Annotated in this window: 20 protein-coding genes; 9 read left to right on the top strand and 11 right to left on the bottom strand. The window is 70.1% G+C overall.

Annotated features, from left to right (window positions below; genetic code table 11):
• The first annotated feature begins 68 nt into the window (after positions 1-68).
• Together ACN28I_RS47240 and ACN28I_RS47235 are read left to right on the top strand one after the other, a co-directional pair.
• On the top strand, positions 69-845 hold the full coding sequence (locus ACN28I_RS47240) for a hypothetical protein (protein ID WP_420948420.1): 777 nt from the start codon (positions 69-71) through the stop codon (positions 843-845).
• Positions 846-983: 138 nt separating this feature from the next.
• A complete protein-coding gene (locus tag ACN28I_RS47235; protein WP_420948419.1) occupies positions 984-3,980 on the top strand; it encodes a kelch repeat-containing protein in 2,997 nt (998 codons plus the stop codon).
• Here ACN28I_RS47235 and ACN28I_RS47230 read toward each other — a convergent pair.
• From ACN28I_RS47230 to ACN28I_RS47215, 4 genes are all read right to left on the bottom strand, one after another.
• Entirely contained in the window at positions 3,901-4,695 is a 795-nt protein-coding gene (locus ACN28I_RS47230) for a hypothetical protein (protein ID WP_420948418.1), read from the bottom strand. The two genes, ACN28I_RS47235 and ACN28I_RS47230, sit on opposite strands and share 80 nt — an antisense overlap.
• The gene (locus ACN28I_RS47225) at positions 4,692-6,506 is read right to left on the bottom strand and encodes a protein kinase domain-containing protein (RefSeq protein ID WP_420948417.1); all 1,815 of its coding nucleotides are present in this window, start codon (positions 6,504-6,506) and stop codon (positions 4,692-4,694) included. Before ACN28I_RS47225 ends, ACN28I_RS47230 begins: the two co-directional genes overlap by 4 nt.
• Positions 6,507-6,634: 128 nt before the next feature.
• The gene (locus ACN28I_RS47220; protein WP_420948416.1) at positions 6,635-7,660 is read right to left on the bottom strand and encodes a hypothetical protein; all 1,026 of its coding nucleotides are present in this window, start codon (positions 7,658-7,660) and stop codon (positions 6,635-6,637) included.
• Between the two features lie 35 nt (positions 7,661-7,695).
• Positions 7,696-7,986 carry a hypothetical protein gene (locus ACN28I_RS47215; RefSeq protein WP_420948415.1) on the bottom strand — a complete coding sequence of 97 codons (291 nt, stop codon included), beginning with the start codon at positions 7,984-7,986 and terminating at the stop codon, positions 7,696-7,698.
• A gap of 341 nt (positions 7,987-8,327) precedes the next feature.
• On the opposite strand from ACN28I_RS47215, the gene ACN28I_RS47210 reads away from it, so the two are divergent.
• Positions 8,328-9,176 (top strand): tetratricopeptide repeat protein, encoded by an 849-nt coding sequence (locus ACN28I_RS47210; protein WP_420948414.1) that lies wholly within the window; start codon positions 8,328-8,330, stop codon positions 9,174-9,176.
• Between the two features lie 283 nt (positions 9,177-9,459).
• On the opposite strand, the gene ACN28I_RS47205 is transcribed toward ACN28I_RS47210, so the two are convergent.
• The 6 genes from ACN28I_RS47205 to ACN28I_RS47180 form a co-directional block, all read right to left on the bottom strand.
• Positions 9,460-11,238: a serine/threonine protein kinase gene (locus ACN28I_RS47205; protein WP_420948413.1), complete on the bottom strand. Its 1,779-nt coding sequence runs from the start codon at positions 11,236-11,238 to the stop codon at positions 9,460-9,462.
• 486 nt (positions 11,239-11,724) lie between these two features.
• On the bottom strand, positions 11,725-12,390 hold the full coding sequence (locus tag ACN28I_RS47200) for a hypothetical protein (RefSeq protein ID WP_420948412.1): 666 nt from the start codon (positions 12,388-12,390) through the stop codon (positions 11,725-11,727).
• Positions 12,391-13,051: 661 nt separating this feature from the next.
• Positions 13,052-14,668, bottom strand: a complete 1,617-nt coding sequence (locus ACN28I_RS47195) for a mucoidy inhibitor MuiA family protein (RefSeq protein ID WP_420948411.1) — start codon at positions 14,666-14,668, stop codon at positions 13,052-13,054.
• Position 14,669: 1 nt separating this feature from the next.
• Positions 14,670-16,907 carry a DUF4139 domain-containing protein gene (locus tag ACN28I_RS47190; protein WP_420948410.1) on the bottom strand — a complete coding sequence of 746 codons (2,238 nt, stop codon included), beginning with the start codon at positions 16,905-16,907 and terminating at the stop codon, positions 14,670-14,672.
• A gap of 155 nt (positions 16,908-17,062) precedes the next feature.
• The gene (locus tag ACN28I_RS47185; protein ID WP_420948859.1) at positions 17,063-17,530 is read right to left on the bottom strand and encodes a MogA/MoaB family molybdenum cofactor biosynthesis protein; all 468 of its coding nucleotides are present in this window, start codon (positions 17,528-17,530) and stop codon (positions 17,063-17,065) included.
• Between the two features lie 239 nt (positions 17,531-17,769).
• Positions 17,770-18,087 carry a Rieske (2Fe-2S) protein gene (locus ACN28I_RS47180; RefSeq protein ID WP_420948409.1) on the bottom strand — a complete coding sequence of 106 codons (318 nt, stop codon included), beginning with the start codon at positions 18,085-18,087 and terminating at the stop codon, positions 17,770-17,772.
• Between the two features lie 144 nt (positions 18,088-18,231).
• On the opposite strand from ACN28I_RS47180, the gene polX reads away from it, so the two are divergent.
• From polX to mrtX, 3 genes are read left to right on the top strand one after another with little or no spacing between them, the layout of a single operon-like run.
• Positions 18,232-19,974: a DNA polymerase/3'-5' exonuclease PolX gene (gene polX, locus ACN28I_RS47175; RefSeq protein WP_420948408.1), complete on the top strand. Its 1,743-nt coding sequence runs from the start codon at positions 18,232-18,234 to the stop codon at positions 19,972-19,974.
• 34 nt (positions 19,975-20,008) lie between these two features.
• A complete protein-coding gene (locus ACN28I_RS47170) occupies positions 20,009-20,611 on the top strand; it encodes a S1 family peptidase (protein WP_420948407.1) in 603 nt (200 codons plus the stop codon).
• The gene (gene mrtX / locus ACN28I_RS47165; protein WP_420948406.1) at positions 20,608-21,330 is read left to right on the top strand and encodes a myxosortase MrtX; all 723 of its coding nucleotides are present in this window, start codon (positions 20,608-20,610) and stop codon (positions 21,328-21,330) included. Before ACN28I_RS47170 ends, mrtX begins: the two co-directional genes overlap by 4 nt.
• A gap of 1 nt (position 21,331) precedes the next feature.
• On the opposite strand, the gene ACN28I_RS47160 is transcribed toward mrtX, so the two are convergent.
• Positions 21,332-22,165 (bottom strand): class II glutamine amidotransferase, encoded by an 834-nt coding sequence (locus ACN28I_RS47160; RefSeq protein ID WP_420948405.1) that lies wholly within the window; start codon positions 22,163-22,165, stop codon positions 21,332-21,334.
• Between the two features lie 228 nt (positions 22,166-22,393).
• Here ACN28I_RS47160 and dnaK point away from each other — a divergent pair, with 228 nt between their 5' ends.
• From dnaK to ACN28I_RS47145, 3 genes are all read left to right on the top strand, one after another.
• Complete coding sequence (dnaK, locus tag ACN28I_RS47155) at positions 22,394-24,010, top strand: molecular chaperone DnaK (RefSeq protein ID WP_420948404.1); 1,617 nt, start codon at positions 22,394-22,396, stop codon at positions 24,008-24,010.
• A gap of 528 nt (positions 24,011-24,538) precedes the next feature.
• Entirely contained in the window at positions 24,539-25,540 is a 1,002-nt protein-coding gene (locus ACN28I_RS47150; protein WP_420948403.1) for a J domain-containing protein, read from the top strand.
• A gap of 20 nt (positions 25,541-25,560) precedes the next feature.
• Complete coding sequence (locus ACN28I_RS47145; protein ID WP_420948402.1) at positions 25,561-26,316, top strand: CvpA family protein; 756 nt, start codon at positions 25,561-25,563, stop codon at positions 26,314-26,316.
• Positions 26,317-26,321 lie beyond the last annotated feature (5 nt).

The following is a 26,321-nucleotide window of genomic DNA, read 5'->3' as shown; positions in this document are numbered from 1 at the left end:
CGTGCAGGCACGACTCAGTGAGACCCTTCAAGCGTGGATGCCTCCCGCCGGCAGTGCGGAGGCGGCGTATGCGGCCAGCTTCCAGCGCATGGCCGAGCTGCTGCTCAACACCGCCACCTGCTACGTCGGCGGACAGCCCCACCGCTTCACCGAGGCTCGAGTTCTACTTCACCAGCCCCTCCCATCCAGACCCCTTCACCCATGGCGACCCGATGCAGTGCGAGCGGGGACGCTGGTACTTCCACCGCACGGGCAGCCAGTACCGCGGAGGCAGCTACAAGGGACTGGACATCGCCATCGGTGAACCGGGCGCTCCCGGGGGCATCCTGATTCGCGGAATGGAGCAGCTCGGAGACACCCACAGGCTGCTCGATGGTCCGTCCCTGTGCGTCGACCACATCCTCGCGCTCACCGGCCAGGCCTCCATCGCTTCGCTGGTCTCGGCCTTCGGCCGTGGCGTGGACCCGGAGCCGCCGGGCACTTCGCCCCTCTACGTGCTGCTGGACGCCGCACCGGTCCCCGCGCGGAGGGTCTACGCCTCGGCCCGAGTAGGGCTCACCCTCAAGCGAGGCACCTCCGACGAGCGGGTCCGTTTCCTCTCCCGCCCCTACCGGTTCCTGACGGAGCCGGCACGCATCAAGAAGGGACGGCTGCATGTCGCCGTTGCACTCCACGCCCAGGGCCACCCGGCGGAGGAAGTGGCACGGCTGACGGGCTCCACCGTGTCGCAAGTGCGCCGGTACACCGCCCAATACGAAGCGGGCAGAGGCCGTGCTCCCGCGGAGTTCGCCCGGGATCTGTCCACGGACGAAACCTGCCAGTTACTCGGCGCCTGCGCGCGTTGAAGAGCGGCGCGACGTCGAGCTCCACGTCCGGTCTTCGCCATGAGGGTAGACTCCAACCCGTCGCGAGCCTGCCTGCTCGCGCGTAGCCGTCAGATGGAGCGAGCATTGAAGCGTTCGTCATGGGGAAGAGCCTGGAAGTTGCTGCCGCTGGTCTGCGTGTGGCTGGGTTGCGGCGTGCCTGGAGGGAAGGAGACACACGGGCGGCACCAGGCCCCGCTGGCGGCCGGGCCGGTATCGACGCTGCGCGCCCCCCACTCCTTCCACACGGCGACGCTGCTGCCCTCGGGCAAGGTGCTGGTGGCCGGAGGGGACCAGAACGTCGCCGAGGAGTACGACCCGGCCACGGGCACCTGGAGCCTGACGGGCCCGATGAGCAAAGGCCGCTACACCGCCACGGCGACGCTGCTGCCCTCGGGCAAGGTGCTGGTGGCCGGTGACTTCCTGGACCCCGTCGGCTCCACCTCCGCGGAGGTGTACGACCCGGCCACGCGCACCTGGAGCCTGACGGGCCCGATGAAGAACGAACGGCTCTTCAACACCGCGACGCTGCTGCCCTCGGGCAGGGTGCTGGTGGTGGGCCGGGGAGAACCGGAGGAGTACGACCCGGACACCAACACCTGGCGCTCGATGCGGGCGATGGCCCAGGACCGCGCCGACCATACGGCGACGCTGCTGCCCTCGGGCCGGGTGCTGATCGCCGCGGGCGCCGCGTGGGGCGTCCCGCTGGCCAGTGCCGAGGTGTACGACCCGGTCACGCTCACCTGGCACACCGGGGCGCCCTTGAACCAGGCCCGCTACCGGCACACGGCGACGCTGCTGCCCTCGGGCAAGGTGCTGGTCACCGGGGGGCTCGGGGAGAGCGACTCCTCGCTGACGAGCTGCGAGCTGTACGACCCGGCCACGGACACCTGGAGCATGACCGGCTCGCTCGCCACGGCCCGCGCCGACCACACGGCGACGCTGCTGCCCTCGGGCCACGTGCTGGTCGCGGGGGGCGACCCCGACAACCTGTTCCCCACCGTGGAGGTGTACGACCCCCTCACGGGCACCTGGAGCACGACGGCTCCGCTCGCGGTGGAGCATGGCTATCACACGGCGACGCTGCTGCCCTCGGGCCACGTGCTGATGGTCCAGGGCCTCCAGGGGGAGGTGTACGTGCCTCCCGCCACGAACACCTGGAGCCCCGTGGCCATGCCGGCCCTGTTCCATCGTGGCCACACGGCGACGCTGCTGCCCTCGGGCCAGGTGCTGGTGGCCGCGGGCGAGGGGACGGCCCGCGCGGAGGTGTACGAACCGGCCACGGACACCTGGCGCGAGACGGGGGCGCTGGCCCACCCCCGCTCCGGCCATACGGCGACGCTGCTGCCCTCGGGCAAGGTGCTGGCCACCGGAGGGGGGACGGCCAGCACGGAGGAGTACGACCCGGCCACGGGCACCTGGCACGAGACGGGCGCGATGAAGACGAGCCACTCCGGCCACACGGCGACGCTGTTGCCCTCGGGCAAGGTGCTGGTGGTCAGCGGGACGGAAGCCGAGGAGTACGAGCCGGGGACGGGCACCTGGAGCGAGACGGGCCCGCTGGCCACGGCCCACACCCACCACACGGCGACGCTGCTGCCCTCGGGCCACGTGCTGGTCGCCGGAGGAGGGACGGCCAGCGCGGAGCTCTACGACCCGCTCCAGCGCACCTGGCGCACGACGACGGGGATGAGCCAGGCCCGTGCCCGTCACACGGCCACGCTGTTGCCCTCGGGCCTGGTGCTGGTCTCCGGGGGGCAGGAGGACGCGGCGGGCCCCCTGGCCAGCGCCGAGGTGTACGACCCGGACACGGGCATCTGGCGCACGACGAGCGCCCTGGCCCACGCCCGCTCCGGCCACACGGCGACGCTGCGGCCCTCGGGCAAGGTGCTGGTCTCCGGCGGCGTGACCGGCGGCCTCGGCACGGAGGAGTACGACCCGGCCACGGGCCTCTGGAGCGGGACGATTCCCCTGCCCGGCGCCCGCTCCGGCCACACGGCGACCCTGCTCCCCACGGGACAGGTGCTGGTGGTCGGCGGCACGAGCACCCTGACGGCCTCCCACGCGGCGCTGTACACGGACCCGCGGGTGCTCGCGGCGTGGCGCCCGGCCGTGGACGTGCTGTCCGTGAAGAAGCCGGGAGCGGCATTCCCACTCACCGGGCGCGGCTTCCGGGGCCTGTCCGAGGCCAGCGGCGGCATCACCCAGGGCTCCGCGACCAACTTCCCCCTGGTGGGGCTGATGGCGCTGGAGGGGAACACGCTCCTCCGCCTCCCGGGGAGCGGCTTCTCGGACACGGCCGTCTCCGTCTCACTGCCCGCGGTGAGGGATGGGTACTACCTGCTGTCCGTGATGGCGAACGGCATCACCGGCGGGCAGCTCCTCCGGGTGGATGGCACCGCGCCGGCCGCGCCCCAGGTGAAGACTCCGGGCAGCGGAGCCTGGCTCAACACCTCCCGGCCCACCTTCTCCGGCACCGCCGAGCCGGGCAGCACGGTACGGCTGGGATTCTCCGGAGGGGAGACCTGGACGCTCACGGCCGACGCGCGAGGCGACTGGAGCCATACCCCGGACACGGCACTGGCCGAGGGGCCCTTCTCGTTCTCGGCCACGGCCCTCGACGAAGCGGGCAACGAGAGCCCGGCCTCCGCGGCGCTCGGCTTCACCGTGGACACGCGGGCCCCCGATGCGCCGGTGGTGCTGGCCCCCACCGAGGGCAGCGCCTTCTACACCACCCAGAAGCCGGACATCATGGGCAAGGCCGAGCCGGGCAGCACGGTGCGGCTGTGGCTGGATGAGGGCGAGCCCGTGACGCTCGAGACCGATGGCACGGGCTTCTGGAGGTTCACGCCCTCCCAGCCCCTGCCGTACGGGCGCCATGGCATCTCGGCCACCGCGACGGACCGGGCGGGCAACACCGGCGCGCCCGGCACCGCCACCTTCACCCTCTCCGCTCCCGGCAGCTATTACGGCTGGAGCTGCGCCACCTCGCCTTCCCTCCCGCTGCTCTGGGCGGGGGGACTGGTGGCCCTGTGGTTCAGTCGGAAAGGCGCACGTCGAAGCCGAGCCCAGCCTGGGCCGTCAGCGCGAAGCGCTGGTAGGCCTCATCGCCGATGAAGAAGTAGTCCGCCCCCACGTCCAGCAGCGCGACGAGGCCCCCGGGCAGCGTGAGCCTGCCGCCCACCACCACCCCCCCGGCATAGCCTCCCGCGCCGGGGTTGAGGGTGGCGCGCAGGCCCACGAAGGGCCGCAGCCCTCCCCTGCCCGGCACCAGTCCTCCCTGGAGGTGGAAGGCCGGGGGGGCGCCGAGCCACACCCGGGCGCCGCCTTCCAGCGGGCCCCGGGTGAAGGAGACCCCCGCCCCCGGCCTCCACACGCGGTGGAGGGGCTCGACGAGCGCGTAGACCTCGGGCCGCAGGCGCGGCGCGTTGCGGGCCTTCTCCAGCGCCTGGCGCTCGCGCGAGGCCGCCTGCTCCGCCGCGGACCGCTTCTCGGCTTCCACCCGCTCCCGGATGCTCTCCGCGAGGGCGACCAGCTCGGGCAGGAAGCGGATGGGATCCACGCGCATCCCCGGGTGCTCGCGCGCGAGCAGCTCGAGCTGTTCCTGGGCCCGGCTCGAATACAGGAGCACATGCAGCGAGGCGGCCAGGTAGATGCGCGCCCTCCCCCGCTCCCCGGAGGAAAGCTCCGGGCGGGCCAGCATCTGTTCGCAGGCCTGGATCGCCGCCGCGTACTGACCATCCTCGTAGAGCTGAACGCACAGCGGCGTGTCCGCGCGGGCAGCCAGGGGGAGGAGCAACAGCACCACGGCGGCGAGGAGGATCGGGCTCATGGAAGGGGGGAGGCCTGCTCGGCGGGTTCGAGCCGGGTGGTGTACGTCACGAACTCGCCCGGGGGGATGACGAGCTTCGTGCGATGGGGACCGAGGCCGGGATTGCGCAGCTCGAGCACATGCTCGCCCGCGGGCAGGACGTAGCGGTGCAGGGGGGGCACCCTCCCGAGCATCTCTCCATCCACCCACACATCGGCCCAGGCGCCCTTGACGATGAGGTGCAACGTTCCCGTCGCGTTGGTGACCGCGGACGGCGGAGAGGCCTCGGGTGTGGCGGGCGGCGTGGCGGCCCGCGGGGTGGAGGCTGCTTCGGTGGGACCCGACCCGGACGCCTCGGGCTTCACGGGCGGGGGCTCCGCCGCGGGCGCGGGGGGCTGGCGGGGCGTCCTCTTCGGCGCGATGGACGCGGCTCTCCCGAGAGAAGAGGCCGGGGTGGACGGGGGCCCGGAAGCGGACGTGACAGCGGAGGGAGGAGAGACCGGCGGCGCCGGGGCGGGCCGCTGCCCGGCGACAGCGGGCACCTCCCCCCCGGGCGCGCCAGGAGAAGCTTCGCGGCCCAGGCCCCAGAGTCCCCCGAGCGCGAGGACCAGCAGACCGGCCCCGGCCGCGCCTTGCCGCCAACGCGGGCCGCGCACCGGGAGCGGAGGAGACGCCGGGAGCGGCGAGGGCTCGGGCGACGCCACGGTCGGAGTGATCGCGGCGGACGCCTGTCCTTCCCGGGCGTGGGACCCGGCCGCGGCCGAGGGCCGCTGGAGGGTCGATTGATCCAGGAAGGCGAGCGTGGGGGCGAGCTTCGCCCCGGAGAGGAAGGCAGGAGGCGGGCTCCCGGGTCCCTCCGGCGCCTGGAGCAAGGCCCTGAGCACCCGGGCCACTTCGCTGGCCGAGCCGGGGCGCGGCCCGGCATCCTTGGACAGCAACCGGAGGACGAGCGCATCGAGCGCGGGAGGCAACTCCACGTAGGAGGAGAGACTGGGGGGCGGGCTCTTCAGGTGATGGGCCACGATCTCCATGGCCGAGCGGCCCGGGAAGGGCCGGCGCCCGGTGAACAGCTCGAAGGCGATGACGCCCACCGCGTACAGATCGGTCCGGGGCCCCACCGCTTCGCCCAGGGCCTGCTCGGGAGCCATGTAGTGGGGCGTGCCGACGATCATGTCCGGGCGCGTCTGGAGCGCGGTGCCATCGGGCCCGGTGCAGCGCTTGGCGAGCCCGAAGTCGAGCAGCTTGATGGACTCGGTGCCGTCCAGCTCCCTCACGACGAAGATGTTGCTCGGCTTGAGGTCGCGGTGGATGACCCCCCGGGCATGGGCGGCCGAGAGCGCATCGAGCACCTCGCCCAGCAGCTTCAGGGCCAGGGAGGGCACCAGCGGGACACCCGGTTCGAGGAGCTCGTTGAGCGGCTGGCCCTCGAGGTACTCCATGACGAGGTACTGGCCGATGCCCGGCTCCTGGCCGAAGCCGAAGACGTCGATGATGCCGCGGTGCTGGATGGCGCCCGCGGCGCGGGCCTCGCTCAGCAGCTCCCGCGCGTAGGGGCTCCGGGCGTGCTCCTCGCGCAGCACCTTGACGGCCACGCGGCGGCCGATCGCCACATGCTCGGCCTCATAGACGACGCCCATGCCTCCGCGGCCGATGCACCGGAGCACCAGGCAGTCGCCGATCCGCCGGCCCACCAGCGCGTTCTCCTCCGCCGGGGGCTGCGCCTGGAGGCTGTCAGCCGGTGACTCCGAGAGGAGGCCGTGCAGGGGACACGCCGCGCCCGAGGACAGGGAATCGCCACAGCTCGGGCAGGAACGAGGGGCAGGCAGGCTCATGCGGGTAGCGACTCGCCCCGCTGGTCTACCACATAAGGGAGACCCCTCGGCTACCCCCCACTGGGGGGGCAACGCTCCCCCCCTTCCTGGAGCCCCCCTCCACTCCAGGCGAGGGGTCCATCTTCAACCTAGGCACCGGGCAGCACGAAAATCCGTACGCGCCCGTAGTTGTCGCCGTAGGGCTTGTCGAGGATGCGCACCTGCAGCGCGTTGCCATCCCCCATCAGCTCATAGGTGTACTTGTGGTCCGTCGCGTTGAAGGACGCCGTGCTGGACGGGTGCTTCCACGTCTTCCCTCCGTCCAGGCTGACCTCGATGTTGCTCCCTCTGTGGGGAGCGGGCGCCGTGCTCTTCTCGAAGCCGGAGCCCTTGGGCCACGCGAAGACGAACTCGGGGTCGATGCCGACTTGCTGATTCGCTCCCTTCGGGCTCGGGAACATGGGCGCGGGCTCCGTCTTGCCCGACCTCGCGCCGGGGTTGGACATGCCCCCCCACGCGCTATAGGTCCCCTGCATCGTGAGGCGATACGGCTTGCCCCGCTCGAGCACCAGCTCGCTGCGGATGGGGGTGGGGCTCCGGGAATCGAGCCAGAGCTCCTCGGCGGACTGCACGAAGATCCGCACGCGGCCGTAGTTGTCGCCGTGGGGCTTGTCGAGGATGCGCACCTGCAGCGCGCTGTCATCTCCAGCCAGCTCGTAGTGGTACTGGTGGTCCGTCGCGTTGAAGGGCGCCGTGCTGGACGGGTGCTTCCAGGTCTTCCCTCCGTCCAGGCTGACCTCGAGGGAGCTCGCTCTCAGGGGAGCGGGCGCCGGGCTCTTCTCCAAGCTGGAGTCGTTGGGCCACGCGAAGACGAACTCGGGGTCGATGCCGACCTGCTGGTTCGCTCCCTTCGGGCTCGGAAACATGGGCGCGGGATCCGGCTTGCCTGACTTCGTGCCGGGATTGGCGAGGGACCGCCACGCGCTATAGGTCCCCTGCATCGTGACGAGATAGGGCCAGCCTCGCTTGAGCACCATCTCGCTGTGGATGGGGGTGCCGCTCTGGGAGTCGAGCCAGAGCTCCTCCTTCTGCGCCCACGCGGGGGCCGCCGCCAGCAGCAGCATGCCGGTGCAAAGCGTGAGGGAATTCGAAAGACGTCTCATGTTCTTCATCATGACTGGGGTTGGCTCCTGTTCGTGCAACGACGACCTCATGCGGACTTTGTCTCGGGGGAGTGGAAGAGCCGCTGGCCCAGACGGATCTTCTCGGGATCGGCCCACTCGGGCCAGACACTCGTCTGGTTCAGGTAGTCCTCCACCCCGTCTGGCATCTCCGCCGGAACGATGTGCTCATTGGCCTCGATGCTCCGAAGCATCCGGTTGACGGTCTCCGCCTCGTTATTGGCGAAGACCGCTGTGATGACCGGATCCGCCACGGGGCCGCCGATGAGACGGGAGGGCTCGAGTGGCGCATCGGTCCAGCGGCCATGCGCTACAGACATGGTTTCTCCTTGGGCATGGCGTCCCTCGCAGTGAGCAAACGGCAGGCCAGACAGGAGCGCTCGATCTTTCCACTCCGTGTGCCGCCTCTTCCGAGCGAAGACGCACGCGCGGCGTTGCTCGACGTGGGGAAGGACGCGTCAACGCGGGCGGCTGACGCGTCAATGAGGACGGTTGACGCGTCCATGCGAAGTCTGGCCGCGGCCACGCAAAACCCGGTGAAGCTGGAGGCAGGCACCGGGTGCTGGCGTACCTGATGGCCCCGGCGGGGGTGCGCGCCCTATGGGTTGAGGACGAAGAGGACGTGGCCCTCAATCCGGGATAGAAGCCAGTCCTCGCCCATATGCGCCATCACCTGTGTGCCATGTTCCACAAGAGAATCATCCCCGTCCTACTCCTCGCCTGCTGGACGCCGTTCCCTTCCGCGCACGCGGAGGGAGAAGGGACTGTCGACGTCACCAAGCAAGGCGCTGGCGACGGCAAGAAGGAGGTCACGACGGAGGCCGCCATCGTCCTCAAGAACCCGATTGCCATGATCGGCCATGCCCATAGGAAGGGCGAATACGAGCAGGCCCTCAAGTTCATCGAGCTCGCGCGTCAACGCCCGTTGGGGACGTCCGAGCTGGTGACCCTGTCTCTATACGAGGGAATCAACTTGTATGAATTGGGAAGGTTCGTGGAGTCCGGGGATGCCTTCGAGATGGCGCTGCTGATCGACCCCGATGCGAAGCTTCCCGGGCCGCTTTCGCCCAAGATCGAAAGCCACTTCGAGACCGTCCGGAAAAAGGTTCAGCAGGAGCCGGGCACCACCCCCTCCGGCAAGCAGAGGCCTTCTCCGCAGGCTACGTCGAACTGCCCTTCCGGGCTCATCATGACCAATGGCAGGACCTTGAAAGCACAGCAGTTGTGGCGCCTGGCCATGATGGAGCAGATGCTGTGCGTGCGAGAGATACGTGGTGGCGAGGTGGGCAGGAGCTTGTCGGCATTCAAGGTCCAGGTTTCGCAAGCGGGCTCGCCCACCGAATGGATCCGCGTCATTCAAGAGATCGACCAATTCGCCAAGGAATACGCCGTCTACCCGCACAACGCGGACTGGCGTCACGTGAAGTCCCTCGTGCCAGAAGATCGCTGGGAAGCTCGGGGACGAGGACCAGGACGTCATGCTCCCCGACGCCCCCGACTCACCCGATGAAGAGCCGGCGAGTCTCTTCGGGTGTCAGGCGGCCGTTGCTCCCGACTGCGAGCGGCTCATGCGGCGCCTGATTCTGCTCCAGAATCAACTCTCCGGGGTGGGGTCCGCGGACAGGTTCACCGCGAGGACGGAGCTGCTGCGCCTGGGCAGAAAGGTTCGGGAGGCCAGCACCAGCGAGAAATTGAAAGCCGCCTCGCGCGACATCGAGGACTGGCAAAGCAGGTGGCATTGACGCCCCTCCCTCCACGGTTCCAGGGATGGACCCGTGGAGGGGACGCGCTCCTCAGTCCTTGAACATGTCGATTTTGAGGAGGATGTCCTGCCCGGCGCCGACGTCGACTTCGCGCTCGATCGTCCTTGCCGGGTGGACGAACTTCACGATGTGGAGCCCCGCGGGCAACTGCAGGGGCTTCATGGGGGTGTGTCCCTGATTCAGGCCATTCACGAAAACGGCGGCGAAGGGATAGACGCGCAGTTCCAGGGTTCCCTTGCCCCTGACCTTGGGCGCAGGCGTGCGGCCCACGACAGGGCGCGGGCGCGGTGTGCCGCTCCCTGTGCCCGGCACGGATGGCTGGGGTGGCGCCTGCACCACCTGCTGGGGTGGCGCCTGCACCACCTGCTCGGGTGGCGCCTGCACCACCTGCTCGGGTGGCGCCTGCACCACCTGCTCGGGTGGCGCCTGCACCACCTGCTCGGGTGACTTCGTCGGCCCCTCGACGTTCCGCGGGACCACCACGCCGATTCCCGCGACGATAGGCAGGGGCGCCAACAAGGCCAGTGCCCACGGCATCAAACGCTGGCGCTTCGACTTCTGCATGCCGGGGCGCGACATGCCGGGCTCATCACCAGGGGAGCTCAGAACCTGCTGCTGAGGACCTCTATGATTGGAGGTCGGGATCGCGATGGGCCCGGATGGCCTCCGGAGCCGCCCCGGGGCCGTCTTCGGCTCGGACATGGGGCGCTGGGGTGAAGGCGTGACGGCGGCCCTTTGCTCCTCCTGTTTCGAGACCTGGGGACCGCGGTGATTCGCCGTCCCCCCCTCATCCGGGGGCGAGGAGGAACGCTTCCTGGTGAGGCCCGGGGGCGCAGGTGGGGGCGTCTTGAGCGGCCCCTTGGCAATGGGGATGTTGTCCCCCGGGTCCGTGGTGGCCCGGTTGATGAGATGCGCCACCTGCTGCATCGTCACGGGAGCACCGACGGAGACAATGAACTTCTCCAGGTCAGCCTGGAAGGCGTGGCAATCCGCATAGCGTTGATCGCGGTCCTTCGAGAGCACCTTGTTGAGGATACGCCGCAGCGGAAAGGGAATATCCTCACGGATTTCCGCCGCCGGGGTGTGCGGCTCGAAGAGGATGGCCTGCATCAGCCCTGCCTCCGACTCCGAGGCGTACGGCCGCTGGCCCGTGAGCAGCTCGTAGAGCACCACGCCAAGCGCGTACACGTCCGCGCGCCGATCCAACGGCTTCGCGCGCAGCTGTTCGGGCGGCATGTAGGGGAGCTTGCCCTTGACGACACCGCTCTCCGTCTTGTGGCTCTGCCCGGTGGCCTTGGCGATGCCGAAGTCCACCACCTTCACCGCGCCCTGCCGGGACAGCAGGATGTTGTCCGGGCTGACGTCGCGGTGGATGAGGCCTTGCGCTTCGCCCGTTTCGGGGTCGGTGAAGTCGTGGGCGAAGGCCAGCCCCTCGCAGGCGAAGGAGATGATCCGGGCGCACACCGCGGGGGGCAGGGGCTGTCCCTGGGCCGCGGCGCGCTTGATGAGCGTGCGCAGGCTGGGCCCGTCGATGTACTCCATGGCCAGGAAGTAGGTGCCCTCGGACTCGCCGAAGTCGAACATCTGCACGATGTTCGGGTGCGTGAGCCGGGCGGCGAGCTTGGCCTCGAACAGGAACATCTGGACGAAGTCGGATTCCGCGGCCAGTTCGGGCAGGATGCGCTTGACGACCAGGGTCTTCTCGAAGCCCATGGGCCCGGCGGCCTTGGCGAGGAACACCTCGGCCATGCCCCCCGCGGCGAGCTTACGCACCAATTCGTATTTTCCCAGCCGTTGCTGTTGTGTCACGGGTCCCCTCTTTACCCAGCGGATCCGGCGGTTCCAGGCCGGATTCTCGCGGGGACGCACCCTCATGTTCAGCCGGCGCCTAAATATCAGGCGGCATTCAACTTGTCGTGCCCTTGTCTGGACGCGAGTCGCTCGCGATACGTTTTAAATCAATACAGCCCTGGAGGTCGGGCAAGCGCTGTCTGAATCAACCAGACTTCAGCAGCTCACGAGGATGTCAGGGTTTCAGTGCCACGGGAGTAAGTTGCCCTCGTTGTTTCCATCCTGTTCCGCGGGTGCTGCTCGCACCTCGCGCCTGGGCCGAACGCGCGGCGGTGCTGCCCGAATACCGCGCTACTGGCGCGAAGCACTCGGCATCAGCATGCTCGGACCCCTCGGCTACGTCCTCCTCTCCGTGCGCCTCCTCTTCCGAGCAAAGACGCACGCACAGCCATGCTCGACGTGAGGAAGAGGACGATTCTCACATCGGAGCAAAAGACTGACGCGTCAACCGCTGAAACCGCGGGCTGGCGGCGAGTCAGGGGAGCTGGATGCGGCGGAGAGGACACCCGTCGCGCGCCCCATGGGAATCGCCATCTGGCCGCCTTCGCAGAACCCCGGGTCAGGGCTCCCATCCTCCAGCAGGTGCAGAATGGCCTGCTGCGCCACCACGGCCACCTTCCCATTCGGACGCCCCAACAAGCCGACGACGTTCCCCACGGTCTCCGGCAGCGTGAACACCCCTTCAGCGCCGAAGGAGGTGTCGAGCGTCCCCTCCGGATTGAGCCGCAGCAGGGACTTCCCCGCGAGCGCCTCGATCGCCACGAGCCAACGGCCATCCTTCAAGGGCACCACCGCGAGAGCCGAGCCTCGCCCCGAGAGCTCGTAGGTGACGAAACCGCCCGAGAAGGTGGAGTCCAACTGCCCGTCCGGCAGGAGCCGCGCCACGAACGGCGTGCCCATGGAAGCGCTGCCCTCCACGCTGCCGGCCAGGAGGAATCCACCTTCCGGGAGGCTGGTCATGCGCACGTCCCGCACACTCCAACCCGCGAACGTGACGCTCGCGACCCCCTCGGTGCCGAAGCTCGAGTCCGGTGCCCCCGCCGGTTGGTACCCGCGCAGCTCCACATACGCGGGGCTGGAGTCATTGACTCTCCGGATGCTCCCCACCACGACGGTTCCTGACGCGGTCTGAGCCAGACGGCCGAAGATCCGTCCCCCGAGGTCCAGGCCTCGTAGGAGCCATCCTGGAAGACCCGCCACAGCCGATATTCCGTCCAGTTCTGCTGCGGTGCTCCACTCGCATAGGCCGCGGTGATGAAGCTGCCGTCCCGCAGGCGGAGGAGCTCGAACAGGGATTTGCCCAGCGCGCCGGCGCTCATGACACCGGAAGCACCAAACGCGGTGTTCGGGGAGTCATCGGGGAGCAGGGACACAAGGATTCCTTGGGGGAAAGGCTCTGACGACGGCGGGCTCTCGGAGCCCACCATGAAGAGGGAGCCATCAGGCTGGAGTGCGATGGCTCCAGGCCGCTCGATTATCGGCCGCCGCAGGACCGTGAACGACGTGGTCAGCTCGGGACACACCGTGACCAGGTCCCTATCGCTCCCTGCATCCACACCTGCATCCGCCTCCACGCCTGCATCCGCCTCCACGCCTGCATCGGGAGCATCCGGTTGCGGCCTGCAAGCGGGTGCCACCCACAAGAGCAGCAGGGCCATCGTCACACCACCAAGACACTTGCGTTCCCCCCTCTTCATGTCCGCTCTCCTGTTTTGGAACAGGAGACCATCCTTGCCCTATCATCCCCAGGAGTCGAGCTGAGCCTGCCCCCTCAGGCGCTCTGCACTCCCGGCGCCGTCAACATCTTGTACGCCAGGAACAGGCGGCCATGCCCGTTGGCGGGCAGCTCCACCTTCCACGTGCAGAACCCGTTCTCGTCGAGCACCGGAGCACCGGTGGTCTTCTCGCGATCCAGCTCGATCTTCACGTGCTCGATCTCCGAGACGGGCAGCCGCTCGGTGACGGCCACGGTGCGCGCCGTGCCCGAGAGGTTGGAGAGGTAGAGGGTGAGCCGCGCGGTGGCCTCGTTCCACTTGCTCACCGGGTTGAGCTGGCCCTCCCGCTTCTCCTCGCGCTGGATGCGGATGGACTCCTCCGGGCCGAAGCTCAGCTCGAACTTCTCCTGGGGCGCCACGAACAGCGTCTGGGTCCAGCCCACGAAGCCGTTCTCCTGCAGCAGCTCCACCGGCCCCGCCAGCACCGGGTGGGGCGAGGTGTTGCGCGCCACCGCCCGCAGGAACACCTTGTTCTCCAGCTCCGGGAAGGCCACGAGCGACGACTCCGCCTCGGCCTCGAAGGTGAAGAGCGGAATGATGTTGGGCCGCCCATCCGAGGGGATGGTGTTGCGGCCCGGGGCCTTCAGGTTGCGCGTCTCACCGCCATCATCCACGCCGGGCAACTCCACACTGGACGGCGTGGGAGCGGCCGCCCCGGAGGCCGGCGCACTGCCCAGCCCCGCCTTCTGCACCTGGACCTGCCGGGCCTGGACCACCACCGTCTCGCTCTTCTTCTTCACGGTGAGCAGGTCCGCGCGCAGCAGGGGCGGCTCGATGCCCAGCGAGGAGCGTGCCGTGGAGAAGCGCAGCTCCGCCTCCTTCCAGTCCTCGCCGGTGTCCTGCCAGACCGCCGCCGAGGAGGCCACATGGACGCGGTTGCCCGCCAGCAGGCGCGCCGAGTGCAGCGGCCGCCACAGCGCGTTGGGCACGACATAATGGATGCGGACCTCCACCTCGCCCTCGGCCTCCGCGAGCAGGTCCACCTCCAGCCAGCCCACCACCTGGTGCTGCACGACATCCATCGCCTGACGCTGGCGCATCACGGCGGCGATCTCCTCCTCCAGCCGCTCCGCGGTGAAGGAGGCCTTCAGCGCCGACTCGCGGAGCTGCCGGGACTTGCGGAACAGGGCGTCGAACGTGTCCTGCCACTGGGCCGCGGCCCCCATCCCCCACCCCGCGTCCTCGGGGATCTCCGAGGCGCCGAGCATCAGCATCTGATGGACGCGCTCGTAGCGCTGACGGGCCCGGGCCTGGTCCTCCAGCACCTGCTCGCGCTCGCGCCGCAGCGCCTCGATGCGCTCCTCGAGCACCCGCGCCGCTTCCGGCTTGTCCGCCGTCCGGATGCGCAGGCTGCGGCGGATGCGGACGTCCGCCACCCGCGCCTGGCCGGAGACGATCTCGGCGCGCAGGGACACATCCTGCAGCACCGGCGCCACGCCGCGGACCACGACCCGGTTCTGTCCGGCGCGCACGCGCACCGTGCCCCCGCGGATGACCTGGGCCCGATCTTCCAACAGCGTCACGACACGCACCGGAGCATCCAGGACTGGAGCCGCCTCGGGGAGCGCGGGCTCGTAACGCTCCACGCCCGTGGGTTGGATCGCCGTGCTCATGTCAGGCCTCCCGGCGGTTGCCGCCGCCGAGCTCGTTGTTGGCATACAGCTTCACCACGTACTGGGCGGACAGCTTGCTCGTCCCATTGGCGGGCACGGTGAGGCGCCAGCGGCGTCCCCCCTCGAGGACACTGCCCCGCTCGTCCTGCGCATAGAACTCCCACGCGGGGGTGACGGGGCCCTCCTCGACCACCACCTCCGCGTTGGGCGCGGGCTGGGGGATGCGCTCGCGGACCTCACAGACGATCTCGCGGTCCAGGTTGTTGACGACGTCGATGAGGATGTCGTGCCACAGCTCCGTCGTCGCGACGATCTTCTCGCCGCTGCGGGCCTCGCGGAAGTGGGTGTTGCGCGCGCAGCGGATGGCCTGCTCCACCCCCAGGCCCAGCTTGAACTCGCCGCGAGGCGGCACCGAGGGCAGCGTGGTCGAGAGCACGTACTCGCCTCCGACGTAGACCTCGGCCGGGCCCGGCAACATGGGCGCGGCCAGCGGGTTCTTCACCTGGGCCTGCCGGTAGACGTTGCTGTCCTCGCGCGGGACGGTGACGTAGAGGACGCTGGCCTCGCCGGTGCGCGTGCCCAGCGCCACGGAGTGGAAGGCGTTGTCGGACGGGACGTCCACCGTGGCATCGGCCGTGTAGCTGAAGTCGAAATGACCACTGGCCGCCCGGACATCCGCCGTGCCACCCGGCAGGGGCAGATGGGCCACGGAGTTGGCACGCAGCTCCGCCTCGGCCACCACGGCCATGACATCGAACTTCACCTCCACCTGGAAGCGCGACAGCGACTCCAGGTAGAAGCGCCGCGCGTCGACGGGCTGGAGACGGTTGCGCATGCCGTCGGTCGCCGCGGAGAGCCGCAGGTGGGTGAAGACCACCGCCTCCAGGCCCACCCGCGAGGGGGCCGCGCCACCGCCTCCCGGGCCCCCGCGCGACACGGACTTGGAGCGCATGGGGCTAGCCGAGGCGGGAGCGCCAACGGCCATCGCAGGGCGTGCCATGACGGGAGCCGGAGGGGGTGGAGCCATCGGCGCCGGGGCAGCGGCCATGAAGGTCTCCATCGGACTCACCGCCTCGTCCTCCGACTCCGAGTACATGGCGGACCCGTCGGACTGGTAGCCATCGCCGGCGGGGCTCCCGAGCTCGAGGCTCTCGCTCCCCTGGTACCGCCGATCCTCGTGACGCTCGAGAGCGTCAGACACTCCACCGAAGACAGGCGCATCCTCCCGCTCCAGGTCCGCGGGAGCCGGCAGCGCGGGGAGCGTGTACGGCTCCGGAGCCCACGACCCGCGCAGCAGTGTCTTGCGGTCGCGGTCATAGTCGGAGAAGAGCGCGGTGGCCCCCTTCGGTGGCGGACGGAAACCCGCCCGGGCGGGCGGCGGTGGCTGCGCGCGGCCGATGCGGATGGAGGCCAGCTCCGGCAGCTCCGTCCAGCTCATGGGAGCGGCGGTGGAGAGCACCAGCTTCACGCCGCGCCAGTCCTCTCCGGAGTACTGGCAGATGATGGCCCGCGTCACCAGCTCCACCTGCCGGCAATCCCGCGACAGACGGCACTGGTAGCTGGGCGCCCAGCGCGCTCCGGGGACGAAATACTCCACGGAGAGTTCCACGCGCCGGAGCGCGCCTCCGCCGTGGCGCAACTGCACGTGCACGGACTTGTAGAGGTCCTCCGCGGTCACCTCACGCGCGGTGGAGGCCCTCGCCATCTTCTCCTCGAGGACGGCCACCTCCTCGTTCAGCTTGCGCCACTGCTCGCGCAGGGTGCGCGCCTCCAGGATGCGGGACTGCATGCCATCCTGGGAGAACTGCTCCAGGGCGATGCGTGCGCCCATGGGAGCGGGCGGCGGCGGCTTTCCCTCCTCCGGCCGCGGACGCGCCGGCACGGGGATGCCGCCGAGGATGGACATCTCCCAGCCGAGCTGCCGCAACTGGCTGTCCACGGTCCGCACCTGCTGGCGCAGCGAGCGCAGCGCCGCCTCGTCCACCGTGTCCAGGGGGGCGTCCCTTGGAGGAATCCACAACCCCACGCGCACGTGGGTGGCGGAGAGGTCCGCCTGGGGGTTGTCCGTGGACAGCACGCGCACGCGCACCGTGGCGTCGAACAACGACAGGGGCAGCCGGGGGATTTCCAACTCCGTGGGAGGCTTCCCCTCGGAGCAGTCCAGCGAGAGCAACCGGGTTACCCGCGCGCCCTGATGGTAGAGCGTCACGGTGTCGAGGCGGGACTCCACGATGGGCATGCACCCTCCCGAAATGCGTTGCGCGGCACGCTAGAACGCGGCTTCGCAACCGGGCAAGGGACTCCCTCGGATTCCCACGGGCCGCACCGGGCCCCGGGCCGGCCAGACCTCGCGGGGCGATGGACGCCCACGAGGCCCGGCCGCACATCCGTGGCTCAGCGCGTCAGCTCCCGCACCGCGTGACCCAGCTCGGGAAGAATGAGCTTGCGCAGCGCGAGCCGCACCGCCTTGGGCGAGCCCGGGAGCGAGAAGAGGATCATCCCCTGGTACGTCCCCGCGGTGGCTCGCGACATCATCGCCGCGCTGCCGATCTCCTGGAAGGACAGCATCCGGAACAGCTCGCCGAAGCCGGGCAGCGTCTTCTCGAAGAGGCCCTGCAGCGTCTCCACCGTGCTGTCCCGGCGGCCGATGCCCGTCCCACCGTTGAAGATCACCGCCCGCGCGCCCACCTCCTGGGCCTCCTTCAGCATGGCGCGGATGGACTCGGGCTCGTCCTTGATGACGCGGTAGCCGCTCACCGAGTGCCCCTCGGCCTCCAGCAGCTCGCGCAGCACCCGCCCGCTCTCGTCCTTCGACTCGTCGCGGCTGTCCGAGCACGTCACCACGAACGCACTCACGTGCACCGGCGCGTGCGCCTTGTGCTCCGCCACCGGCCCGGAGCCGTGCTCATGCCCGTGGTGGTGGTCATGCCCGTGCCCATGGTCATGGCCGTGGCCGTGGCCATGGTCATGGCCATGCTCGTGGTGGTGGTCATGGCCGTGGTCGTGGCCATGCTCGTGCCCGTGGTGGTGGTGGTGCCCGTGACCCTGCTTGGGGTCATGGTCATCGTCGTGATCGTGTCCGTCGTGTCCCATCGCGCCTCCTACACGTCCTTGTCGGGCAGCTCGACGACCAGCTCGCCGTCGGCGACCTCGACCATCACAGTGGGCTGGTCATCACACACGCCCGGAGAGGTCTCGTTCTTCCCCGTGTCCATGTCGAAGCCGACCTCGTGGCAGGGGCAGACGACCATGTTCCCCTCCAGGCGGCCCCCGGACAGCAGGCACCCGGCGTGGTTGCACCAGTCATCGAGCCCCTTGTAGCGCCCGTTGATCCTGGCCACGCACAGACTGCGCTTGCCCACCTCGTAGCCCCGCATCTCCTTTTCGGCGAAGTCCGCCGGTCCGAGCTTGATCTTCATCGACGCTGTCTCTCGTGGCTCACTGGAATGAACAACCCGGGCCCTTCTATCCCGGCGAGGCCCGGTGGGGGGAGGTCTTCTATTATGTGAACCTCATGTTTCCGCTCGCCTGCACCCCCGCTCCGAGGGCATTACATTCCCCCCGTGACGCCTCCCGATAAAACCGCCGTGGTCCAGGTCCTCCGGGACATCTCGCTCCTCCTGCAGATGAAGGGGGAGAACCCGTTCCGCAGCCGCGCGTACGACACCGCCGCCGACCGCATCGCCGGGCTCTCCGAGGACCTGGGGGTGCTGGTCCGCGAGGGCCGCCTGAAGGAGCTGCCGGGGATCGGCCAGGCGATCGCCGACAAGGTGTCCGAGCTGCTCACCACCGGGAAGCTCGCCTACTACGACACGCTGAAGGCCGAGTTCCCCCCGGGCGTCCTGGAGCTCGTCCAGGTGCCCGACCTGGGTCCGAAGAAGGCCCTGGTCCTTGCCCGCCAGCTCGGCGTGGATGGGGTCGAGGCACTGGAGAAGGCCTGCCGCGAGGGCCTCGTGCGCACGCTGCCGGGCTTCGGGGAGAAGAGCGAGGCGAAGATCCTCGCGGGCGTCGAGCTGTACCGGCGCACCCGGACGACCCGGCGGCTGCTCGGGGAGGTGCTGCCCGTGGCCGAGCGGCTGCTCGAGTCCATCCGGGCCACGCCCGGTGTCATCCGCGCGAGCGTCGGAGGCAGCCTGCGCCGGCGCGCGGAGACGGTCGGGGACGTGGATCTCATCGCCTCGGGGCCGGATGCCGACGCGGTGTTCGACGCCTTCTCCCGCGCGCCCGAGGTCGCCACCGTCATCGGCCGGGGCGAGAGCAAGTGCTCGGTGCGCCTGCACGAGAAGGATCTCCAGGTGGACCTGCGCGTCCTGCCGGACGAGGACTTCGCCACCGCGCTGCACCACTTCACCGGCTCCAAGGCCCACCACGTGCGGCTGCGGGGCCTTGCCCACGACAAGGGGCTCAAGATCTCCGAGTGGGGCGTCCACCGCGCCGATGGCACCAAGCTGCACGTGCCCGACGAGGCCGCGCTCTACGCGCTGCTCGGCATGCAGTACGTCCCGCCCGAGCTGCGCGAGGACACCGGGGAGATCGAGGCCGCGCTCGAGGGCCGGCTGCCCACGAACCTGGTCTCCTTCGAGGACCTCCAGGGCGCCGTGCACGCGCACAGCACCTGGTCCGATGGGAAGAACTCGCTGGAGGAGATGGCGCGCGCGGCCCAGGCGCTGGGGCTGAAGTTCCTCACCGTCACCGAGCACAGCCAGGCGTCCATCTACGCCGGCGGCCTCAAGGAAGACGACCTGCGCCGCCAGTGGGACGAGATCGACCAGGTCAACGAGACCGTCAAGGGCATCCGGCTCCTCAAGGGCATCGAGGTGGACATCCTGGAGAGTGGCGCCCTCGACTACTCGGACGGCGTGCTCGAGAAGCTGGAGGTGGTCATCGGCTCCGTCCACATCCGGCACAACATGGACGAGGAGCAGATGACGCGCCGGCTGCTGGCGGCCTTCGACAACCCGCACCTGCACATCCTCGGGCACCCCACCGGGCGGCTCATCCACAGCCGCGAGCCCTACCCCGTGCGCATGGAGGCGGTGCTCGACAAGGCCGCCGAGCGCGGCGTGGTGGTGGAGGTCAACGGCAAGCCGGAGCGGTTGGACCTGAAGACGGAGCACGTGCGCCTGGCGCTCCAGCGCGGGGTGAAACTGGTGGTGAGTTGTGATGCACACAAGGTCTCGGACCTGGGCAACCTGGCCTTCGCCGTGGCCACCGCGCGCCGGGGCTGGGCCCGGAAGGAGGACGTCCTCAACACCCTCCCCGCCGAGCAGTTCATCTCCACCCTCCGCAAGCTGCGAGCCGCCTGACGCGGGCCGTCACCGGTGCTAGGCTCGCCGGGCCTTGCTTCGCCGACTGCTCCCGCTCGTCCTCGTCCTGCTCGCCACCCAGGTCTCCGCCTCGGAGCCGGAGCGCCCCTCGCGCGCCGATCTCCAGCGAGCGCTCTCCCTGTACGAACAATCCGTGGTGCGGGTGCGCGGCTCCCGGGCCGCCGGCCCCGGCATCATCGTGGGCACCGAGGGCCAGGTGCTCACCTCCGTGAGCCACGTCAACCTGGAGGCCGCGCAGGTGGAGTACGGCGGGCGGACGCTGCCGGCCACGGTGGTGCTCGCCAACGCGTACCTGAAGGTGGCCGTCGTCGCCGCCCCCGCGGGCACCTACCCCGCCGCGGCGGTGAAGCCCAACACCGGCAACCTCCCCGGGCAGTGGCTCATCGGCATCATCCCCGGCAAGGGCAAGCGCAAGAACACCCCGGCCTCGGCCCTGGCGCGCAAGGCACCCGCCCCCTTCTTCGACGTGGACCTGGCGCTGCCTCCGGGCAGTCCCCTCTACGATGAGACGGGCCGGTTGGTGGCGGTGTCCGTGCAGCGCAAGGGACGCGGCTGCCGGGCCCTGCCGCTGGACGTCGTCCGCCAGCAGCTCGCCACGAGGGTGGCCACCCCGTGAGCGCCTCCGTGGCCACGCCCTGGCGCCCCAATGCCGTGCAGGAGGTGCTGATCCTCTGGAGCCTCGGCTTCCTGGGCATCATCGGCGCCTTCCTCTTCTTCGGAGGCTCCGCCGTCCCCAAGCTGGTGGCCACGGTGGGCTTCCTCTACCTGCCGCTCATCACCATGCGCTGGCGTGGCGAGGACTACCGCGACTACGGGCTCTCCCTGCGCACCTGGCGCCAGGACGTGCGCCTCTTCCTCGTCATGAGCGCGGTGGTGTTCCCCCTCTTCTTCGGGGCCTTCTTCGCGTGGACGGAGCTGCTGCAGCACCTGCCCCCGGAGCTGGCGCGCCTGCTGGCCCCCTTCCGGGGCCCGGCGCACTTCACCCCGCGGCTGCCGCCCCGCTTCGCCGAGTGGGTGGTGGATCAGCTTTTCGTCGTGGCCCTGCCCGAGGAGTTCTTCTACCGGGGCTACATGCAGGCCCGCCTGCGCGACGCCTGGCCCCAGGGGCGGCGCTTCCTCGGTGTGCGGCTGGGCCCCGCCTTCTGGCTGACGGCGCTGCTCTTCGCGCTGGGCCACCTGGCCATCTTCCAGGTGTGGCGCCTGTCCGTCTTCTTCCCCGCCCTGCTCTTCGGCTGGATGCGCGAGCGCACCGGCAGCGTGGTGGGCGCCGCCCTCTTCCACGCCGCCGCCAACCTCTTCGTGCGCTTCCTCGAGGTGTCCTTCTTCGGCGTCTGAGCTAGGGCGTCAGGTGGCGCACCTGCAGGTCCGCCCCCACCGTCAGCACGGAGCCCTCGGCCAGCTCCACCCAGCCCGCCGGGCGCTTGAGGTGCGAGGCCACCACCACCGAGCGCCGCCGCCGGTGCGCCGCCACGCCCGGCTGCGTCTCGGGCGTCTCGGGCTGAAGCCCGCACACCTCGCAGCGGTCCGTGCCCTCCAGGCGCGTGTAGTACAGCGGCTGGCCTCCCAGGCGCGTGGCCACCAGGATGTAGCCGTTGGTGGCGAGCAGGTTCACCGTGGAGGTGAGCGCGGCCCCCGCCCGGGCCGAGGCCTGCGACAGGCTCTTCGCCGTCTCTGCCAGCAGCCGGCCGGCCACCTCCGCCGGGAGCCTCGGGTCATCCGCGTGCCCCGTCTCCCACAGCCGCTTGAGGAAGAGCGCGAAGGCCACCTCGCTGTCCGTCTCCCCGCGGATCTGCCGCTTGAGGAAGTCCGGCACCTCGTCCAGCAGCCCGGCCCGGATGTCGGCGAAGTCCTCCAGGCGGCCCTGGTGGGCGAACAGCCAGCGCCGCGAGCGGAACGGCTGGGTGTTCTCCTCCAGCGACAGCCCCACCGGCAGCCGCCGGCCGTGGAAGAGCAGCGCCTCCGTCTCGTGCGGCGGGGCGAGCGATTCCAGGGTCAGGTCCGCGTCCCGGGGGAAGCGCCGCAGCAGGACGTCATCCTGGGCGTAGGCCCCGATGCCCACGGCGTTGGAACGCCCATCCTCTCCCTGGAGGGCCACCTGCCCTTCCAGCCGATGCAGCTCGCACCGCACCAGGTTCGGATCGGACGTCAGGACGGCCAGCGCGACGGACATTCGGGATACCCCCTTGTTGTATCTATAGATGTTGTATCTATAGATAATGATGCGCCCCCGCCCCCTCAACCCGGGTTTCCCCCGGCCGCTACCCCAGCCAACCCCTTGAAACGACTGGGTTTTAACCATACGGAACGTTTGACAGCCCGAGTGCGAGGTGCCTAACATCTCCGCGCCTTCCCGAGGGTTGGAGATCCAACGGCCCTCCCTGGCTACACCGGAGACGTAATGTCGGACGACATCGCGATCGGCATCGACCTGGGCACCTCCACCTCGTGTGTTTCCGTGGTGCAGGACGGTCAGCCGTTCGTCATCCCCAACGAGTGGGGTGAGACGACCCATGCCTCGTGCGTGTCCTTTCTCGAGGACGGCTCGGTGCTGGTGGGCAACGCGGCCAAGCGCAACATCATCACCAACCCCGAGTGCACGGTGTACTCGGCCAAGCGCCTCATCGGGCGCTACTTCTTCTCCGACGAGGTGAAGAAGGCCCAGGCGGTGATGCCGTACCAGATCGTCGAGGGCGACAATAACGCGGTGCGTATCGCCGTCCGGGGGCGCGACTACTCGCTGCCGGAGATCTCCGCGCTGGTGCTCAAGGAGATGAAGGCGGTCGCCGAGGGGTACCTGGGCCGGGAGATCACGAAGGCGGCCATCACCGTGCCCGCCTACTTCAACGACAACCAGCGCCAGGCCACCAAGGACGCGGGCCGCATCGCCGGGCTGGAGGTGCTGCGCATCCTCAACGAGCCCACCGCGGCGGCGCTCGCCTACGGCTTCGGCCGCGAGGTGAGCCAGCGCGTGGTGGTGTACGACCTGGGCGGCGGCACCTTCGACGTCTCCATCCTGGAGATCGGCAAGGACGTCTTCGAGGTGCTGTCCACCGCCGGTGACACGTACCTGGGCGGTGACGACTTCGACGACCGCATCATGACGTGGCTGGCCGACGACTTCATGAAGCGCACGCGGCTGGACTTGAGGCAGAACAAGTACTGCCTGCAGATGCTCAAGGACGCGGCCGAGCGGGCGAAGATCGACGTGGGCACCACGGGGCTGGCGGAGGTGAACTGCCAGGGCATCTGTCAGGACGCCAACGGCAACGTGTTGGACCTGACGGGCCGGCTCACCCAGGACCAGTTCAACCGGATGGTGATGGACCTGGTGCAGCGCACCTTCAAGGTGTGCGACGAGGCCCTGCAGTCCGCGCGCATGACGGCGGCGGACATCGACGCGGTCATCCTGGTGGGAGGCCCCACGCGCCTGCCCATCATCCGCAACTCGGTGCGCCACTACTTCCAGAAGGAGCCCAAGGAAGGCATCAATCCGGATCAGGTGGTGGCCATGGGCGCGGCCCTCCAGGCCAATGCGCTGCTGGACGCGGCCACGGAGACCTTCCTGGTGGACGTGACGCCGCTGTCGCTGCGGATTGGCACGGTGGGCGGCTACACGGAGAAGGTCATCGACAAGAACACGCCGGTGCCCATCGACCGCTCGAAGACGTTCACCACCAGCCGCGACGGCCAGGAGAAGGTGAAGATCCGCGTCTACCAGGGTGAGTCCAACCGCGCCGACGAGTGCGAGATGCTGGGCGAGTTCGAGTTCTCGGGCTTCCGCATCGGCTACCGGGGCGAGGTGAAGATCGACGTGACGTTCGAGATCAACACCGACGGCCTGGTGAACGTGTCGGCGACGGACCAGGAGACGGGGCAGAAGACGTCCACCACGCTGACCATGTCCTCGGGCATGACGGAGGCGGACATCCAGGCGTCCATCCAGGCCAACAAGCAGATTCATCTCGCGGGGCATGGGGCGGATCTGCCCGCCGTGGCCACCAGTCGAGGGAGATAGACGAGCGCGATGTCCCAGCCTCCCCAGAACGGCGCCGGTAAACCCCCCGCCCCTCCGGCCACCAGCCAGCCCGCGGCGCCGGGTTCGAGGACGGGTCCGGCCGCGGCCCCCGCGCCGGCCTCCCCCGCCCGTCCGCCACCGCCCCCGGGCTCCACGCCCGCCGCGGCCCCCGTGCGGCCTCCCGTGAGCGGAGCGCCGGCCCAGCCTCCGGCCCGCCCGACCGCGACGGTTCCCGCCGTGCCCTCCGGCGTCCGCCCGGCCGCGCCTGGTGCGCCCGCGGGAGCCCGGCCCCCCTCCTCCCCCGGTGCGCCCGCCGTTCCCCCGGGAACGCGTCCGCCCCCGCCACCGGGAGTTGCCGCCCCCATGGGAGTGCGTCCGCCCCCGCCGCCCGGAGTTGCCGCCCCCTCGGGAGCCCGTCCGGCCGTGCCTCCGGGTGCGCCCGCCGCCCCGGGTGTGCCCCCGGCCACTCCGCCGCGCCCGCCCGGGACGCCCTCGGCCACGCGCCCCTCGGCCACCGGGATTCCGAGCGTGGCGTCCGTCCGGCCGCCGCCGCCGCCCGGGACGCCTCCCGCGCCACCGGCCCCCGGCGTCCCCCCGCCTCCCCCGGTGGCGGCCCAGGCGCCCCGCGCGCAGCCGCCCACGCTCGCGCCCGGAGCCGTGCCGCCTCCCGTGAGCACCGCGCCCGGCTCGGGGCCCCGTCCCGCCATCCGGCCCACCACCTCCCTGCCGGCCGTGGCGCCCGCGGGGAGCACACCCGCGCGGCCTCCGTCCGGGGCCGGCCCGGCGCGTCCACCGCCGCCGCCTCCCGCCGCGCTCCAGCCCCCTCCCCCGCCGCCCATGGCGCCGTCCATCGCGCCGCTCGTGCCCCCGGTGGCTCCGGCCGTCCCGCCCCCGCCGCCCACCGCCGCGCTCCAGCCCCCTCCCCCGCCGCCCGCCGCGGCCGGGAAGGCCACCATGGATCTCGACCCGAACCAGATGGCCGAACTCTGGGATCGCTGCTCCCGGCTCGACCAGATGGACTACTTCGAGGTCCTCATGGTGGAACGGACAGCGGCCCCCGCGGACATCAAGAATGCCTTCTACCGGGAGAGCCGCACCTACCACCCGGACCGCTTCTTCCACCTGGACAACAAGGAGCTGAAGGACCGGGTCCACGATCTCTACAAGCGCGTCACCGAGGCCTATTACGTGCTCCGGGACGACGCGAAGCGCCGGCAGTACACGGCGAACATCTCGGGACCGGAGCGGGCCCAGAAGCTGCGCTTCACCGAGTCCTCCGAGGCCGAGACGCGTGCCGCGTCCAAGCGCCAGGTGGAGGAGCAGATCGGCGTGCACCCCAAGGGGCGGCAGTTCTACCAGACGGGCGCGGCGGACGCCGACGCGGGCCGCTGGGCCTCGGCCGAGCGCAACCTGAAGATGGCGCTCACCTATGAGCCAGCCAACACCCGGTACAAGGAGAAGCTCGCCGAGGTGCAGAAAGTGCTACTGGAAGAGTCACGCAAGCAGGGCGACACCTTCAAGATCCGCTGACGCTCGAGAAGGGGGACCGCGTGACGATCGATCTGATCATCCTGGGGCTGGTGCTGCTCTTCGCCGTGGTGGGTGCCATCACCGGAGGGGCGAAGCAGATCGCCAGCCTGGTGGCGCTCGCGGTGGCCTGGTACGTCTCGCGCAAGCTGGGCACGTACGTGGGGCCGAGGATGGCGGCCGCCCTGGGTGGCGCACCGCTGCTCGTCGGCACCATCGCCGGCACGCTGGTGCTGTTCATCACCGTGATGGTGGCGGTCCGCTACTCGCTCACCTACTTCCTGAAGCGGCTCTTCGGCGCCAAGGACCCGGAGAAGCAGGGCACGGACAACGCCATCGGCTTCGTGCTCGGCGGGGCGAAGGTGGTGCTCATCGCCTACGTGATGCTCAGCGCGCTCGTCTTCGCCGAGCAGTACATCATCGTCGCGGGCAAGCGCATGGGCGTGTCGCCCAAGGACTCGGTGTCCTTCGACATGGCGCGCCGCTACAACCTCTTCGAGATGACGCAGTTCTCCGGGGTGAAGGACTTCGTCGCGGTGGCCCGGGTGGCGGGCAACCCGGAGAAGGCCCGGCGCCTGGCGGAGAACCCGGCCTACAAGTCGTTGAAGCAGGACCCGCGCTTCCAGCGGGCCCTCTCCGACAAGCAGCTCCGCGCGGCGCTGGAGCGAGGTGACACGCAGGCGGCGCTGCGCAGCAACCTCGTCCTCCAGCTCCTGCAGGATCCGCAGTTCGCGGCCCGGTTGGGGGCCGCGGCGCGGGCCTCCGAGCGCGGCGAGTAGCCCGT

Origin of the sequence: Archangium gephyra (assembly GCF_049060025.1) — a bacterium.
GTDB lineage: Bacteria > Myxococcota > Myxococcia > Myxococcales > Myxococcaceae > Archangium > Archangium gephyra_A.
The sequence above is the reverse complement of the archived record's forward strand: the minus strand, read 5'-3'. Positions and strand labels throughout refer to the sequence as shown.